The following is a 14,496-nucleotide window of genomic DNA, read 5'->3' as shown; positions in this document are numbered from 1 at the left end:
CGGCCGCGGATGATCTTCCCGCCTACAGCCCGTTTTCCAGTCGTCGGACACCCAAGAAGCTGTCACCAGAGACCAGAGAAGGCTGATCATGGCCCCAGCACCCTCGTCTACGACCAGCGCCGTCACTCTGAACATCAACGGCGAGAAGCACCAGCTGACCGTCGACCACCGCACCACCCTGCTCGACGCCCTGCGCGAGCGGCTCGATCTCACCGGCACCAAGAAGGGCTGTGACCAGGGACAGTGCGGCGCCTGCACCGTCCTGGTCGACGGGCGCCGCGCCGTCTCCTGCCTGAATCTCGCCGTTGCCGCCGAGGGGCGCGAGATCACCACCATCGAGGGCATGGCCGAGGGCGACCGGCTGCACCCGGTGCAGCAGGCCTTCCTCGACCTCGACGGCTACCAGTGCGGCTACTGCACGCCCGGCCAGATCTGCTCGGCGATCGCCGTCATCGAGGAGCACGCGGCCGGCTGGCCCAGTGCCGCCACCGACGACGTACGCCCCGAGGCCGGGCCGCCACCCCTGACACCGGACGAGATCCGCGAACGGATGAGCGGCAACCTGTGCCGCTGCGGCGCCTACGTCTCCATCGTTCAGGCCGTCACCCGCGCCGCCGAGGCCCACGAGGCCGAGGCCCGCGGCACCGACGGCGACCGCGACGCGCAGGAGGCGGCGGCATGAGGGAGTTCGGATACCAGCGCGCCGACGACGTCTCCGGCGCGGTCGCCCTGCTCGCCGCCGACCCGGACGCCCGCTTCCTCGGCGGCGGCACCAACCTCGTCGACCTGATGAAGACCGGCGTCGAACGCCCCGCCCGCCTCGTCGACGTCCGCGAACTCCCGCTGGACGGCATCGAACCGAACGCGGACGGCGGCCTACGCGTTGGCGCCACCGTCACCAACAGCGACCTCGCCGCCCACCCCGAGGTCCGCCGCCGCTACCCCGCGCTGACCCAGGCGGTCCTGGCCGGCGCCTCCGGGCAGCTGCGCAACATGGCCACCGTCGGCGGCAACCTGCTCCAGCGCACCCGCTGCGGCTACTTCGCCGACCTCGGCCGGCCCTGCAACAAGCGCGCACCCGGCAGCGGCTGCCCCGCCGTCACGGGCGAGCACCACAACCACGCGATCCTCGGCGCCTCCGACCACTGCGTGGCCACCAACCCGTCCGACATGGGCGTGGCACTCGCCGCCTTCGACGCCGTCGTCGGCTACGAGACCCTCGACGGTCCCGGCGAACTGCCGCTCGCCGACTTCTACCTCCCCGTCGGCGACACCCCCGACCGCGAGACCGCCCTGCCGCCCGGCGCGCTGATCACCGGCATCACCCTGCCGCCCGCCCCGGTCGCCGCCCACTCCCGCTACCGCAAGGTGCGCGAGCGTGCCTCGTACGCCTTCGCGATCGGCTCCGTCGCCGCGGCGCTCGACATCGAGGACGGCGTCGTGCGCGAGGCGCGCCTGGCCTTCGGCGCGGTGGCCTCGCGGCCCTGGCGGGCGCACGCGGCCGAGGCCGTGCTGACCGGCTCGCCCGCCGACGGCGAGACCTTCGCCGCCGCGGCCGACGCCGAACTCGCGGCCGCCAGGCCGCTGCCCGACAACGGATACAAGGTGACCCTCATGCGCAACCTCGTGGTGGCCGTGCTCACCGAACTCACCGAGGAGGCCGCCCGATGACCACCGCCACGACCGGCGGCCGTACGACGCTCAGGGGCGTCGTCGGCACCTCGCAGACCCGCGTCGAGGGCCGCGAGAAGGTCACCGGAGCCGCCCGCTACGCCGGTGAGATCCCCTTCGCCGACCTCGCGCACGGCTGGCTGGTGCTCTCCACCGTCACCCGCGGCCGCATCCGTTCGGTCGACACCGAACCCGTCCTCGCCATGCCCGGCGTCCTCGCCGTCCTGCACCACGGCAACGCGCCGCGCCTCGAAACCGACTACGTCGGCCTGCTGGGCATCCCGCCGGACCCGACCGCCGCCGTCTTCCAGAACGACCGGGTGGCGCACCTCGGCTGGCCGGTCGCCCTCGTCGTCGCCGAGAACTCCGAGCAGGCCCGCGAGGCCGCCGAGGCCCTGGTCGTCGCCTACGACGAGGAACCCCACGACACCCTGCTCACCGGTGCCCACCCCGACGCCTACCCGGCCGCCGGAGTGATGCCGGCCGAGACGGAGAAGGGCGACCTCGACGCCGGCCTCGCCGCGTCCCCCTTCGTGGTGGACGAGGCGTACACCACCCCCGAAGAGCACCACAGCATGATGGAGCCGCACGCCGCCACGGCCCTGTGGGACGGCGGCCGGCTGGAGGTCGTCGACTCCAACCAGGGCACCACCTGGATCCAGGGCGAACTGGCCAAGATGTTCTCCCTGGACGAGTCCGCGGTGCGGGTGCGCTCCGAGCACATCGGCGGCGGCTTCGGCAGCAAGGGCCTGCGCGCCCACCAGGTGTCCGCCGTGATGGCCGCGACCGTCCTCCAGCGCCCGGTGCGCGTCGTCATGACCCGGCGTCAGATGTTCTCCCTGGCCGGCTACCGCAGCCCCACCGCCCAGCGGGTCAGGCTCGGCGCCGACGCCGACGGGCGCCTGCTCGCCCTGGACCACCGCTCGGTGAGCCAGACGTCCACCGTCTACGAGTTCGTCGAGCCGAGCGCGGGCGTGGCCCGGGTCATGTACGACGCCGAGGCGCACCGCACGGCCAACGAGGTGGTCCGCCTCGACGTGCCCTCCCCGACGTTCATGCGCGCGCCGGGCGAGGCGCCGGGCTCCTTCGCCATCGAGTCGGCGCTCGACGAACTCGCCGAGCGCTGCGGCGTCGACCCGGTCGAACTGCGCCTGCGCAACGAACCCGAGACCGGCCCGGTCTCCGGACTGCCGTTCAGCAGCCGCAACCTGGAGGCCTGCTTCCGCGAGGGCGCCGGCCGCTTCGGCTGGGCCGAGCGGGACCCGCGCCCCGGAGTGCGCCGCGACGGGCGCTGGCTGCTGGGCACGGGCACGGCCGCGGCCTCCTTCGGCGCGGGCGCCGCACCCTCCACGGCGCTGCTCACCGCCGAGGCCGACGGCGACTTCACGGTGCGGATCTCCGCCGCCGACATCGGTACCGGCGCCCGCACCGCGCTCACGATGATCGCCGCCGACGCACTGGAGGTGGCTCCCGACCGGGTGCGCGTCCGGATCGGCGACAGCGACTTCGGACCCGCCATGATCGCGGGCGGTTCGATGGGCACCCGCTCCTGGGCCTGGGCGGTCACGGAGGCGGCCCGCGAACTGCGCGAGCGGCTGGCGCTGGGCACCACCGTCCCGCCCGAGGGCATCACCGTACGGTCCGACACCACCGCCGCCCTGGGCAGCCTCGCCCAGAAGGAACGGCACTCCTACGGCGCCCAGTTCGCCGAGGTCGCCGTGGACACCGCCACCGGCGAGGTGCGCGTACGCCGCATGCTCGGCATCTTCGCCGCGGGCCGGATCGTCAACCCGCTCACCGCCCGCAACCAGCTGGTCGGCGGCATGATCTGGGGCGTCTCCATGGCCCTGCACGAGGAGGCGGTACGAGACCGGGCGAGCGGCGGTCTCTACGCCCCCGACCTCGCCGGCTATCACGTCGCCACCCACGCCGACATCGGCGACATCGACGCGGACTGGGTGGACGACTCCGACCCGGAGGACCCGGTGGGCATCAAGGGCGTCGGAGAGATCGGCATCGTGGGCGCTGCGGCGGCCGTCGCCAACGCCGTCTGGCACGCGACCGGCGTCCGCCACCGGAACCTGCCGATCCGGCCGGACCGCGTCCTGTCGGCGGCGACCGCGAGCGGGGGAGAGGCCGGCACGGGCGGAGGAGCGGCGGATGCTTGACATCGCCGCCGAACTGAACCGCTGGCTCGACGAGGGCCGGGAGTTCGCCGTCGCCACGGTGGTCTCCGTGGGCGGCAGCGCACCGCGCGGTCCCGGCGCCGCCCTCGCCGTCGACAGCGAGGGCACGGCGATCGGCTCGGTGTCCGGCGGCTGTGTGGAGGGCGCGGTGTACGAGCTGTGCGCCGACGCCCTGCGCAGCGGCGAGACCGTGCGGGAGCGGTTCGGCTACAGCGACGAGGACGCCTTCGCGGTCGGGCTGACCTGCGGCGGGGTCATCGACATGATGGTCACTCCGGTCGGGGCGGACGCGCCGTCGCGGGAGCTGTTCCGGGCGGCGCTGGCGACCGCCGCCCGGGGCGGTACCGCCGCCCTCGCCCGGGTCGTCCAGGGCCCGTCCGACCTCCTGGGCCGGGCCCTGCTCGTCCGCCCGGACGGTACGTACGAGGGCGGTCTGGGCGGTCACCCGGACCTGGACCGCACGGCGGCGGCCGAGGCCCGTGCCCTGCTGGACAACGGCCGCACCGGAACGGTGGGTCTCTCGGAGGACGGCTCGCACTGCCCCGGTGGGCTCACCCTGCTCGTCGAGTCCAGCGTGCCGCCGCCCCGCATGATCGTCTTCGGGGCGATCGACTTCGCGGCGGCGCTCGTGCGGGCGGGGAAGTTCCTCGGATACCACGTCACCGTCTGCGACGCCCGGCCCGTCTTCGCCACTCAGGCGCGCTTCCCCGGGGCCGACGAGGTCGTCGTCGACTGGCCGCACCGCTACCTGCGGAGCACCTCCACCGACGCGCGGACCGTGCTGTGCGTGCTCACCCACGACGCCAAGTTCGACGTGCCCCTGCTGACGGAGGCACTGCGGATGCCGGTCGCGTTCGTCGGCGCGATGGGCTCGCGCCGCACCCACCGGGACCGGGACCGGCGCCTGCGCGAGGCCGGCCTGACCGAGCGCGAGCTCTCCCGGCTCCGCTCACCGATCGGCCTGGACCTCGGGGCACGCACACCCGAGGAGACCGCGCTGTCCATCGCGGCGGAGATCGTCGCGGCCCGACGCGGCGGTACGGGCGAACCCCTGACGGGCGGAGCGACCCCGATCCACCGGGACCTGACGGAGACGGCCGCCTGAGCCGAGCGCGCCGTCGCGCGGGCCGGCCGGTGCCCGAAGCGGTGACGTCGGCGTCATGGCACGGGCGCCGGTACCGGCCCGCCCCGCTCGGCCCCGGTGCCGGTGGCGGCGTCCGCACCGGGGATCCCGTGCTCGCCCAGCGGCCCCACCTCCAGCCCCGTCGCGCGGCAGTCCCGCACGAGGTCCGGCAGGGCGCCGAGCGCGGCCCGCCAGCTGCCCGCGGCGGAGGCGTGGTCGGTGTCGTGGAGGAGGATCGTGCCACCCCCGCCCAGGTCCGCCGCGACGGTCGCCCGCACCGACGCGGGTGTGGCGTCCGACCGCCAGTCCTTGCCCCAGGCGGTCCACAGCACCGGCCGCAGCCCGGCCCCGCGGGCGGCGGCCCAGCGCCCCGAGCTGAGGATGCCGTACGGCGGGCGGTACCAGAACGGCGCCCGCCCCGCGGCCTCGCCCACCACATGGGCGGCCCGCAGCAGCTCGCGCGTGTCACGCCCCGGCGACGGCAGCCAGGGCCGGTCGTGGGCCCAGCCGTGGACCGCGAGTTCGTGCCCCCGCCGGGCCAGCTCCCGGGCCGTCGCCGGGTGGCGCACGACGTTCTCGCCGAGCAGGAAGAACGTGGCGCGCACCCCGAGTCCGTCCAGCACGTCGAGGAAGCGCGGCGTGGTCACCGGGTCGGGGCCGTCGTCGAAGGTGAGGGCGACGTGACCGGGGCGGCCCTGCCCCGCAAGGCCCGGGAACCGGCGCCGGCGCAGCTCCGGCAGCCAGGTCACGGCCGGACCGATGTGGGCCAGCGCGACGACCACGGGCGCCACGGCGCAGACCGCCCGCCCGGTGTGAAACCCCTGACGCATCCCTGGTGCCTCCCGTCCGCTCGGCGCGACTCACGCCCCCCGCTGCTCCCCTCCCCGCCGCCCGGGACCGTCCCGCGCGGCCGGCGCCGTGTCCCACGCCCCGTGGACCGACGGCGCCCGCGCCAGTCCGACACTGCCGAGGCCGATCAGCGCCACGCCGATCAGCTCGGGCAGCACCCGCACGCCGAGCACGATCTCCTCACCGAACAGACCCCATCCGAGGCCGACGCTGGTCAGCGCGTCGCCGAGGGTCAGGGCCGGCTGCGACGCGGCCAGCGTCCCCGCCCGCAGGGCGCTCTGCAACAGCAGGAAGCTGACCACACCGACCGCCGCCGTGGCGTACGGCGGCCACTGGGACAGGACCGCGCCCACGCCCTGGGGCAGCCGCCCCGTGACCTCCTTCAGCAGCGCCGCCGTACCGCCGAACCCCACCGCCGCCGCAGATCCGAACAACGCGGCACGGGGCGCGCCCCGCACCAGACTGCCCGCCGAGGCGAGCGCCGTCACCAGGACCAGCAGCGCCAGCCCCGCCCAGCCCCACCGGCCCTCGACGGCGGTGTCCTCACCGGCCGAGGGAGCCGCCGCGCCCAGGAACAGCGCGAGCCCCAGGGCCAGGGCCGCGAAGGCCACCCACGTCCGCCCGTCGGGACGCCGGTGGAAGACCACGCTGCCGACCATCAGGGTGAACAGCAACTCGCTGGCCATCAGCGGCTGGACGACGGCCAGACTGCCCACCGCCAGCGCGGCCGCCTGCAGGACCGTCGTCACGGCCAGCAGCGCCGCGCCGGCCACCCAGTACCGGTCGCGCACCAGCCGCAGCAGGGAGCGCACCATCGTGTGCCGGGCGCCCGCCCGCTCCTCGTCCTGTGCCGCGGCCCGCCGCTGCAGGACCGACGCCGCGGCGTTGGCCAGCGCCGCGAACAGGGCCAGGACGACGGTGAGGACACTCACCGCCGCGCGTTCCCGCTCATCCGAACCGTGCCGCGAGGCGCCGGTACAGGCTCGGAGCCGCGCCACGGACCCGGCAGGGCAGCCGCAGCCAGGCGGGTACGTACACCTCGTCGCGGCCCCGCCGCACCGCGTCGCGCACCGCGTCGGCCACCCGCTCGGGGGGCACGGGGCGCGGCCTGGAGCGCCGGTAGGGAGCCCCGCGCCGCTCGAAGAACGGCGTGTCCACGACCCCGGGCACCACATGGGTGACGCCCACACCGGTGCCCCGCAACTCGTAGCGCAGCGCGTCGGCGAAGGCGCCGATCGCGGCCTTGGCGGCGGAGTACACCGCCTCGTCGCGGACCGCCACACTGCCGGCCAGCGAGCCGATGAGCACCACCCGGCCCGAGCCCGCGGCCACCATTCCCGGCAGCACCAGCCGCACCAGCCGCAGCGTGGCCAGCACGTTGATGTCGAGCACGTCGTCGACCGTGTGCGGGGGCATGTCCAGGAACTCCCCGGCCCAGCCCACCCCGGCACCAGCCACCAGCAGGTCCACGTGACCCACCGTGGCCAGGGCGAAGTCGGTCAGCTGCCGGTCGGCCCCGGGCAGGGTGAGGTCCGCGGCGAAGGCGGTGGCCGACGCGTCGTCGGCGACCTCCCGCAGCCGCACCGGGTCACGCCCGGTGAGCACCAGCCGCCAGCCGCCCTCGTCCGCCAGCCGGCGGGCCACGGCCGCGCCGATGCCGGAGGACGCCCCCGTCACCAGCGCCGTCCGGGTCCGCGTCTCCGGGGCGCCCGTGGGCTGCCGTCGGGTGCTCGCACGGTCCGCGTCGGGGGTGACGGCCCGCGGTCCGGGAGCGGACCGGGGGCGGGAGAACGCATGGACCATGGGGGACCACCTTGGCTCGGGGCGGACACCGGAGACGTGTGACCGGGCGGTCGGGCTCCGGCGGCCGGCCGGACGGGCGGTCACGGAGTATCCCTGTCAGCCTGCCCGAAACGCACCTGTGTGGGGTGGTTTGGAACATGCCGGGTGGGCAACTTGGTCCGCCGTGCATCCTCGCAGTTCATCGGCCGGCCCCCCGACGGGCTCCCCGGCGCCCCGGCCGGCGGCACCGCCCACCGCGCGGGAGGGCAGCCGGCTGCTGGTGGTCAGCGCGAGCATGGGCGCCGGCCACGACACCGTCGCCGCCGAACTGGTCCGCCGCGCCCGCGAGCGCGGCGGCGACGCCCTGGTCGTCGACATCCTCGCGCTCCTTCCCTACGGCCTCGGCGGCGCCCTGCGGCGCTTCTACCGCGGGTCGGTACGCCACTTCCCCTGGCTGTACGCCGCGGTCCACCGCGTCTTCCTGCGCCCCGGCGCGGGACGCCGCCCCGGTGGCACGCCCCTGGCCCGGCTGGCCGGCGGCAGGCTGCGCGAGCTGGCCGAGCGGTCCGGCGCGGACGTGGTCGTCCCCGTGTTCCACCTCGGCGCCCAGCTCACCGGACACCTGCGCGCCCGCGGTCTGCTGCCGGTGCCCAGCGTCGTCCTCGTGATCGACTTCGCCGTCCACCGGCAGTGGCTGCACCCGGGCAACGACCACTGCCTGTGCCTCACCGAGGACGCGGCACGCGAGGCGCGCGCGAGCACGGGTGGTTCCGCGGGGACCTGCGGTCCCGTGGTGGCCCCGGAGTTCTTCGCCGAGGCCCCCGGCGCGGCCGGGTGGCGGGCGCTGTTCGACCGGCTCGGTCCCGGACGGCCCCCCGTCGTGGTGTCCGCCGGCGCCTGGGGCGTCGGCTCCGACCTGGACGGCACCGTCCGGTTCCTGGCGGGCCACGGCTTCCTGCCGGTCGTGCTCTGCGGCGGCAACCAGCGGCTGCGCCGCACCCTGTCCGGCGCCCCGGGCGTCGTCGCCCTGGGCTGGGTGACCGACATGCCCGGCCTGCTGCACGCCGCCGACCTCCTGATCGACAACGCGGCCGGCCAGACGGCCGTACAGGCGCTCGCCGCCGGACTGCCGGTCGTGGGGTACCGCCCGATACCGGGCCACGGCGCGGACGGTGTCCGGCGGATGGCAGCGCTGGGTGTGTCGGAGGCCGCCGAGGACGACACCGCGCTGCTCGCCGCGGTACTGCGGCTCACCGCCCCGGGCCCGGCCCGCCGCGAGCGGATCGCCGCCGGACGCGCGCTGTTCACGGACGACGCCCTGACCCGGGTGACCGACCTCGCCGCCGCCGTGCGCGCCCGCGCCTGAGCGCGGACGCGGGCTGGTTTCCCCTCGCGGGCCGTGGGCACCCGGCCCCGAGCCGGAAGCGGCACAGGGAGGCGAGGACGTGCGGCTGGACGAATTCCTGACCCGGGTCCGCGACCTCGGCGAGTACCACAGCGACGACGAGGCCGAGCAGGTCAGCAGGGCCGTCCTCTGGGTGATCGGGTCCCGCGTCGCCCCCGGGGAGGCGGTCGCGCTCGCCGCGGACCTGCCCGCGCCCCTGGACGACGTGCTGCGCCCCGAGCGGGGGCGGCCCGAGTCCTTCGGACGCGACGAGTTCCTGCGGCGGGTGGCCCAGCAGACCGGCGCCCGGCCGCGCACCGCGGAGTGGGACGCGGGCGCCGTGCTCGCCACAGTGGCCGAAGCGGTGCCCCGCGAACGCGTCGAGCGGCTCCTGGCCGAGCTGCCCGCCGACTGTGCCGACCTCCTGGGCGGCCCGGGCGGGGCGCCGCGCTGAACCCCGCGCCAGCCCGGGACCGGCGTCAGGTCAGTCGCGGTCCGCGCGCTCGGCCCGCTCGGCGTGCAGCTTCTTCACCCGGGCCGTCTCCTTGCGGACGTCGGCCTGGACGGCCTGCTCCCGCTCCAGCCACTCCGGGCGTTCCTGCTTCAGCGTCTCGATCTGCTCCGTGGTGAGCGGCTCCGACACTCCGCCCCGGTGCAGGCCCGCGATGGACACCCCGAGCTTGGCCGCCACCACCGGTCGCGGGTGCGGGCCGTCGCGCCGCAGGTCACGCAGCCACGCGGGCGGTTCGGTCTGGAGCGCGTTCAGCTCGGCGCGCGTGACGACGCCCTCCCGGAACTCCGCGGGTGTGGCTTCGAGGTACACACCCAGCTTCTTCGCCGCGGTCGCGGGCTTCATGGACTGGGTGCTCTGGTGCGACGTCATGCCGTCAAGGGTATCGAGCATGTGAGCGGCCCCCGACCACGCCCGGTAACCTGGCCGGGTGACAGGCTCGGAAGATCGCCCCTCGTTCCGGCTCGCGTACGTCCCGGGGGTGACGCCCGACAAGTGGGCGCGCATCTGGAACGAACGGCTGCCGGACGTCCCGCTGACCCTGACCCAGGTTCCCGCGGCCGGCGCCGACGGCGTCCTGCTGGACGGTGACGCCGACGCCGGACTGGTCCGGCTCCCCGTCGACCGGACCCGCCTCAGCGCCATCCCCCTCTACACCGAGACCACGGTCGTGGTGATCCCCAAGGACCACCTCGTCACCGCGGCCGACGAGGTGACCGCCGAGGACCTCGCCGACGAGATCGTGCTGCACCCCCTGGACGACGTCCTCGGGTGGGAGGAGCGGCCGCCCGGCCGGCCCGCGCTCGAGCGTCCGGCCACCACCGCGGACGCCGTCGAACTCGTGGCGGCCGGGATCGGCGTGCTGCTCATGCCCCTGTCGCTGGCCCGGCTGCACCACCGCAAGGACCTCACCTACCGGACGGTCACCGACGCCCCCCAGTCGGGCGTGGCACTGTCCTGGCCGGAGGACGCGCACACGGACCGGGTCGAGGACTTCATCGGCATCGTCCGCGGCCGGACCGTCAACAGCACCCGGGGCAGGCAGCCCGACCCGGCGCCCGACCGACGGAAAGCGGCGGCCGGGAAGCAGCAGACCGGCAAGCAGCAGACAGGCAAGCAGCAGACCGGCGGAGCCCGGCGCGGCGGCGGCACCCCGCGCAAGAAGAGCGGCAGCGGCGGCGGGCGCGGCAAGCCACGCCGCCGCTGACCCGCCGGACCTCCGGACGCGTCAGCGGACCGTCGGACTCGGCGTCGGCGCCGAGGTGTTGACGTCGAGTCCGGGCGGCTGGGTGAGGGACAGCACCGGCTCACCCGGCTGCGGCGCGGGCGGTGTCAGCTGCACCTTGGGCAGGTTCGGCGGCGCCGTCTGCTGGAAGTTGACCTGGTCGAAGTTGACCAGCCCGGTCTTCTCCAGCACGGTGATGTGGTCCAGGACGGTGTCGTTGGCCTGATCCGCCAGCTGCCGCACCAGGGAGTTCTTGGTGTTGGCGCGGATCTTGGCGATGGCCGGGAAGATCTGGCCGTGCGTGATGCGCATGATGTTCACCGCGGTGGTGTCGAACTGCTTGCCCGTGGTCCCGTCCACGGTCGACACGAACTGCTGCTGCTGCGGGGACGCCAGGTTGGGCAGCGTGATGCCCAGCTCGGGAGCGATCTTGCGGCAGGTCGCGTCGAGCCGGGAGTGCCCGACGACCAGGTGCTCGCCGGCCTCCTTCATCTCCGGTGTCGTCCCCCGCTCGATCGCCATCAGCCCCAGCGGGTGCTCCCACAGCCCCGCGGCACGCACCTTGACCACGAAGTCCCGGTCCTGCTCGGTGAGCGGCCCGTACCGCGTGTTGGTGATGATCCTGGCCTGGTCACTGCCCGTGTTCTGCACCCCGAGCATGGTCGGGTAGGCGAGGGCGGTGAGGGTGAGGACCAGGGCACCGGCCACGAAGGCCGTCCCTGCCGTGGTGCGCGTGATGCGCATCGTGCCTCCTGGGGCGAAAACAGGCTCGGACACCAGGAGGTACGGATACGGGCCGTGCTCTGATCACCTCTCCGGGCAAAAACTTGTCCGCGCCCGTTCCGCGAGCCAGTCGTACGCCGCCCGCGCGGTGAACGCGTCCTGGCCCCCGCGCACCAGCAGTCCGGCGGTGGCGAACTCGGGCGCGTCCGCCTGTGCCGCGACGTACGGCACCGCGATGCAGCGCATCCCCGCCGCGTGCGCGGCGGCGGCCCCGGGGGCGGCGTCCTCAAGGACCACGCAGTCGGCCGGGTCCGCGCCGATCCTGCGGGCGGCCTCCAGGAAGACGTCGGGGGCCGGTTTGCCCCGCGCCACCTCGTCGGCCGAGACGACCGTGCGCAAGTGGGCGTCCAGGCCGGTGCGGGCCAGGATCACCCCGATGGCCTCGGGCGACGACCCGGAGGCGACCGCCAGCGGGACGCCCTCGCCGGCCAGCCACTCGACCAGCATCCGCATCTCGGGGTACGCGCGGGCCGAGGTGCGGGCCAGCTCCAGGTAGTGGCGGTTCTTGACGGCGAGCAACTCCTCCACGGGGGCCGTCAGCGCGTACCGCCGCCTCCAGTCGGCGACCGTCTCCTGTGTGCTGATGCCCACGTACGTCTCGTGGTCCGCCCAGGTGAAGTCCGGGACGCCGTACTCGGCGAGGGTCAGCCGGCCCGCTTCGTAGTAGTTCGGCTCGCTGTCCACGAGCGTTCCGTCGAGATCGAAGATGACCGAGATGCCGCCGAGAGTGCTCATGCGCTCCAGGATGCCAAGGATCACTTCCGCGCCGAGCGCCCGATCGACTCCACCAGCGGCAGCAGCCGGTGCGTGACGCGCTCGCGGAGGACCACCTCGCTGCGGGTGCGGACCACCCCGGGCAGGCTGATCAGCTTCTGGACCACGTCCTCCAGATGCGCGTTGTCGCGGGCCACGACCCGGGTCAGCAGGTCCCCGCCGCCCGTGATGGAGAATGCCTCCACGATCTCGGGCACGGCCGCCAGCGCCTCGCCCACCTCGTCGAGGTGGCCCTGGGTGACCTCGATGTGCACGAACGCGAGCACCGGGTGGCCCAGCGCGGCGGGGGAGAGGGACGGCGCGGTACCGGTGATCACGCCCTCGCGCTCCAGCCGGTCGAGCCGGGCCTGCAGCGTGCCGCGGGCGATGCCGAGGAGCCGGGCGTACTCGCGCACGCTGGTGCCCGGCTGTTCGAGGAGCAGGCGCAGGATGCGGGTGTCGAGTGCGTCGACGGCCATGACGGGCCGGGTCCTCCTTCGTCGGCCATTGGCTCTCGGGTGGCCGGGGGAATGCCACGACGACTGTACCAATGGCCCAGTCCGCAAGCGCTCGGTTGAGCCAGTGGTGGCAGGGATGCTCCTATAGGAGGGTCGATGGCGCTGCGGATCCCGCGGCGCCTTTTTCATGCCAGTACGTTCGGGCCGGTGCGAGGGGGCGGTAAGCAGTGCTGAAGAAGGTGTTCATGAGCCCGGATCCGGGGCGGGTACGGCTGCGGTTCGCCGCGCGCGCCGTCCTCGGTATCGGGGCGGCCGTCGTCGTGTGCGGGCTGGCCGGTGTCTCGCTGGTGGGTGCCGTCATCGGCGGGCTCGCCGCGCTGCTGGCGCTGTTCACCGTCACCGACGCGACCGTCCGCGGCCAGGTCGTCACCACCGCGCTGCTGCCATTGGCCGGACTGCCCGTGCTCGCCGCCGCGGCGGCTCTCCACGACCTCCCCGTGGCCCGCGACCTCACCTTCCTCGCCGTCGTCGGCGTCGGCGTCTACGCCCGGCGCTGGGGCCCGCGCGGGCACAGCCTCGGCGTGTTCGCGTTCATGACCTTCTTCATCGCCCAGTTCCTGCGGGCGACCACGGACCGGCTGCCCGAGATGTTCACCGCCGTCCTGCTGTCCGTGGCCACCGCCGCGGCGGTCCGCTTCGGCCTGTGGTGCTACGAGCGCCGCCTGCCCGCGCCCGCCGTCCCCGCGCCGCCCGGCGGCACCGGCCTGGCCCGGATCACCACCCGCCAGGCCGTCCAGGCCACCGCGGGAGCGGGCTTCGCGCTGGTCGTGGGCCAGCTGGTGTCGGGCGAACGCTGGTACTGGGCGGTCGGCGCCGCCTGGTGGGTGTTCGTCAACACCACCTCGCGCGGTGAGACCCTGGTCCGCGGCTTCCGCCGGGTCCTCGGCACCGTCGTCGGCATCGGCCTGGGCTTCCTGGTGGCCTTCCCGCTGGCCGGCTCCGTGGTGCCCACCGCCGTGCTCGCCGCCGCATGCGTCTTCGGGATCTTCTACACCGCGGCCGTCTCCTACACCTGGATGATGCTCTGCGTGACCCTTCTCGCCGAGCTGCTCTACGGCCTCCTGGGCGTCCTCAGCCCCGGCCTGCTCGCCCTGCGGATCGCCGAGACCGGCGTCGGTGCGCTCGGCGCCGTACTCGCCGTGCTCTTCCTCCTGCCGGTCACCACACACGCCGTCACCGACGCCTGGATCCAGCGCGCCCTGCGCTGCGTGCACGCCTGCACCGCGGAGGCCGCCGCCCGGCTCGCCGGAACCGAGGGCGCCGACCCCGCGCCGCGCGTGGCCGAACTGGAGCAGCTGCTCGGCCGGGTCCGGCTGTCGGTCGCCCCGCTCGTGCACCCGCTGAACCCGATGTCCGGCCGCAAGCAGCGCGCCCGGCGCGTGCTCGGCCTGCTCGACGACTGCGCCCGGGAGATCCGCGGCCTGGTCGCCGTCGCCGCCGACCCGGAGGCCTCGCACGACGCCCGGCTGGCCGCCGCCTGCTGGCGGGTCGAGACCGCCGTGGAGGCGCTCACCGGCGGGGGCGACGTGCCCGCCCACGCGGCCGGCCCCCGCGCCGTCGAACCGGCGCTGGCGCACCTCCACGACCTGGAGCGCGCCCTCGCCGAACTCGCCGCGCCCCTGCGCGCCCCCTCCGGGTCCCCGCTGGTCGGCGCCTGAGCCGGTCGGCGCCACCTCACCCGTTTGGTCTAGACCGCATGTGATCGACTGCT

At 75.0% G+C, this 14,496-nt stretch carries 15 protein-coding genes; 8 read left to right on the top strand and 7 right to left on the bottom strand.

Annotated elements, in window-relative coordinates:
* Positions 1-88: 88 nt before the first annotated feature.
* The 4 genes from ACGF3J_RS25735 to ACGF3J_RS25720 are packed head-to-tail and all read left to right on the top strand — an operon-like array spanning position 89 to position 4,962.
* Positions 89-682, top strand: coding sequence for a 2Fe-2S iron-sulfur cluster-binding protein (locus ACGF3J_RS25735; RefSeq protein ID WP_064726584.1), 594 nt, complete (start codon positions 89-91; stop codon positions 680-682).
* Complete coding sequence (locus ACGF3J_RS25730; RefSeq protein WP_161328226.1) at positions 679-1,671, top strand: xanthine dehydrogenase family protein subunit M; 993 nt, start codon at positions 679-681, stop codon at positions 1,669-1,671. The genes ACGF3J_RS25735 and ACGF3J_RS25730 overlap by 4 nt, the downstream gene beginning before the upstream one ends.
* Positions 1,668-3,839 carry a xanthine dehydrogenase family protein molybdopterin-binding subunit gene (locus tag ACGF3J_RS25725; RefSeq protein ID WP_393854920.1) on the top strand — a complete coding sequence of 724 codons (2,172 nt, stop codon included), beginning with the start codon at positions 1,668-1,670 and terminating at the stop codon, positions 3,837-3,839. Before ACGF3J_RS25730 ends, ACGF3J_RS25725 begins: the two co-directional genes overlap by 4 nt.
* Positions 3,832-4,962: an XdhC family protein gene (locus ACGF3J_RS25720; protein ID WP_393854919.1), complete on the top strand. Its 1,131-nt coding sequence runs from the start codon at positions 3,832-3,834 to the stop codon at positions 4,960-4,962. Before ACGF3J_RS25725 ends, ACGF3J_RS25720 begins: the two co-directional genes overlap by 8 nt.
* Positions 4,963-5,015: 53 nt before the next feature.
* Here ACGF3J_RS25720 and ACGF3J_RS25715 read toward each other — a convergent pair whose 3' ends face one another.
* The 3 genes from ACGF3J_RS25715 to ACGF3J_RS25705 are packed head-to-tail and all read right to left on the bottom strand — an operon-like array spanning position 5,016 to position 7,632.
* Entirely contained in the window at positions 5,016-5,810 is a 795-nt protein-coding gene (locus ACGF3J_RS25715; RefSeq protein WP_393854918.1) for a polysaccharide deacetylase family protein, read from the bottom strand.
* 30 nt (positions 5,811-5,840) lie between these two features.
* Positions 5,841-6,761: a DMT family transporter gene (locus ACGF3J_RS25710; protein WP_161331597.1), complete on the bottom strand. Its 921-nt coding sequence runs from the start codon at positions 6,759-6,761 to the stop codon at positions 5,841-5,843.
* A 16-nt stretch (positions 6,762-6,777) separates the two neighbouring features.
* Positions 6,778-7,632, bottom strand: coding sequence for an SDR family NAD(P)-dependent oxidoreductase (locus ACGF3J_RS25705; RefSeq protein WP_393854917.1), 855 nt, complete (start codon positions 7,630-7,632; stop codon positions 6,778-6,780).
* Between the two features lie 274 nt (positions 7,633-7,906).
* Between ACGF3J_RS25705 and ACGF3J_RS25700 the strand changes: the two genes are divergently transcribed.
* On the top strand, positions 7,907-8,977 hold the full coding sequence (locus ACGF3J_RS25700; protein ID WP_393854971.1) for a galactosyldiacylglycerol synthase: 1,071 nt from the start codon (positions 7,907-7,909) through the stop codon (positions 8,975-8,977).
* 79 nt (positions 8,978-9,056) lie between these two features.
* Entirely contained in the window at positions 9,057-9,449 is a 393-nt protein-coding gene (locus ACGF3J_RS25695) for a DUF2267 domain-containing protein (RefSeq protein WP_393854916.1), read from the top strand.
* Positions 9,450-9,479: 30 nt separating this feature from the next.
* Here ACGF3J_RS25695 and ACGF3J_RS25690 read toward each other — a convergent pair whose 3' ends face one another.
* Positions 9,480-9,878 (bottom strand): DUF5997 family protein, encoded by a 399-nt coding sequence (locus tag ACGF3J_RS25690; protein WP_161331477.1) that lies wholly within the window; start codon positions 9,876-9,878, stop codon positions 9,480-9,482.
* Between the two features lie 58 nt (positions 9,879-9,936).
* On the opposite strand from ACGF3J_RS25690, the gene ACGF3J_RS25685 reads away from it, so the two are divergent.
* Entirely contained in the window at positions 9,937-10,713 is a 777-nt protein-coding gene (locus ACGF3J_RS25685) for a LysR substrate-binding domain-containing protein (protein ID WP_161331478.1), read from the top strand.
* A gap of 21 nt (positions 10,714-10,734) precedes the next feature.
* Here the strand turns inward: ACGF3J_RS25685 and ACGF3J_RS25680 are convergent, their stop codons facing one another.
* The 3 genes from ACGF3J_RS25680 to ACGF3J_RS25670 all read right to left on the bottom strand — a co-directional run bounded on the left by ACGF3J_RS25680 (position 10,735) and on the right by ACGF3J_RS25670 (position 12,746).
* Entirely contained in the window at positions 10,735-11,475 is a 741-nt protein-coding gene (locus ACGF3J_RS25680; RefSeq protein WP_161331479.1) for a DUF4142 domain-containing protein, read from the bottom strand.
* Positions 11,476-11,538: 63 nt separating this feature from the next.
* Positions 11,539-12,249 carry an HAD family phosphatase gene (locus ACGF3J_RS25675; protein ID WP_161331480.1) on the bottom strand — a complete coding sequence of 237 codons (711 nt, stop codon included), beginning with the start codon at positions 12,247-12,249 and terminating at the stop codon, positions 11,539-11,541.
* 20 nt (positions 12,250-12,269) lie between these two features.
* Positions 12,270-12,746 carry an Lrp/AsnC family transcriptional regulator gene (locus ACGF3J_RS25670; RefSeq protein ID WP_125489566.1) on the bottom strand — a complete coding sequence of 159 codons (477 nt, stop codon included), beginning with the start codon at positions 12,744-12,746 and terminating at the stop codon, positions 12,270-12,272.
* 206 nt (positions 12,747-12,952) lie between these two features.
* Between ACGF3J_RS25670 and ACGF3J_RS25665 the strand changes: the two genes are divergently transcribed.
* A complete protein-coding gene (locus ACGF3J_RS25665; RefSeq protein WP_393854915.1) occupies positions 12,953-14,443 on the top strand; it encodes an FUSC family protein in 1,491 nt (496 codons plus the stop codon).
* Positions 14,444-14,496: the final 53 nt, after the last annotated feature.

It is taken from the genome of Streptomyces sp. NPDC048171 (assembly GCF_043202655.1).
Taxonomy (GTDB): domain Bacteria; phylum Actinomycetota; class Actinomycetes; order Streptomycetales; family Streptomycetaceae; genus Streptomyces.
The sequence above is the reverse complement of the archived record's forward strand: the minus strand, read 5'-3'. Positions and strand labels throughout refer to the sequence as shown.

Excerpts from the sequence above, each read along its gene's own strand:
- ACGF3J_RS25735 (WP_064726584.1), top strand. The coding sequence starts at position 89 with ATGGCCCCAGCACCCTCGTCTACGACCAGCGCCGTCACTCTGAACATC.
- ACGF3J_RS25730 (WP_161328226.1), top strand. The coding sequence starts at position 679 with ATGAGGGAGTTCGGATACCAGCGCGCCGACGACGTCTCCGGCGCGGTC.
- ACGF3J_RS25725 (WP_393854920.1), top strand. The coding sequence starts at position 1,668 with ATGACCACCGCCACGACCGGCGGCCGTACGACGCTCAGGGGCGTCGTC.
- ACGF3J_RS25720 (WP_393854919.1), top strand. The coding sequence starts at position 3,832 with ATGCTTGACATCGCCGCCGAACTGAACCGCTGGCTCGACGAGGGCCGG.
- ACGF3J_RS25715 (WP_393854918.1), bottom strand. The coding sequence starts at position 5,810 with ATGCGTCAGGGGTTTCACACCGGGCGGGCGGTCTGCGCCGTGGCGCCC.
- ACGF3J_RS25705 (WP_393854917.1), bottom strand. The coding sequence starts at position 7,632 with ATGGTCCATGCGTTCTCCCGCCCCCGGTCCGCTCCCGGACCGCGGGCC.
- ACGF3J_RS25700 (WP_393854971.1), top strand. The coding sequence starts at position 7,907 with ATGGGCGCCGGCCACGACACCGTCGCCGCCGAACTGGTCCGCCGCGCC.
- ACGF3J_RS25690 (WP_161331477.1), bottom strand. The coding sequence starts at position 9,878 with ATGACGTCGCACCAGAGCACCCAGTCCATGAAGCCCGCGACCGCGGCG.
- ACGF3J_RS25680 (WP_161331479.1), bottom strand. The coding sequence starts at position 11,475 with ATGCGCATCACGCGCACCACGGCAGGGACGGCCTTCGTGGCCGGTGCC.
- ACGF3J_RS25675 (WP_161331480.1), bottom strand. The coding sequence starts at position 12,249 with ATGAGCACTCTCGGCGGCATCTCGGTCATCTTCGATCTCGACGGAACG.
- ACGF3J_RS25670 (WP_125489566.1), bottom strand. The coding sequence starts at position 12,746 with ATGGCCGTCGACGCACTCGACACCCGCATCCTGCGCCTGCTCCTCGAA.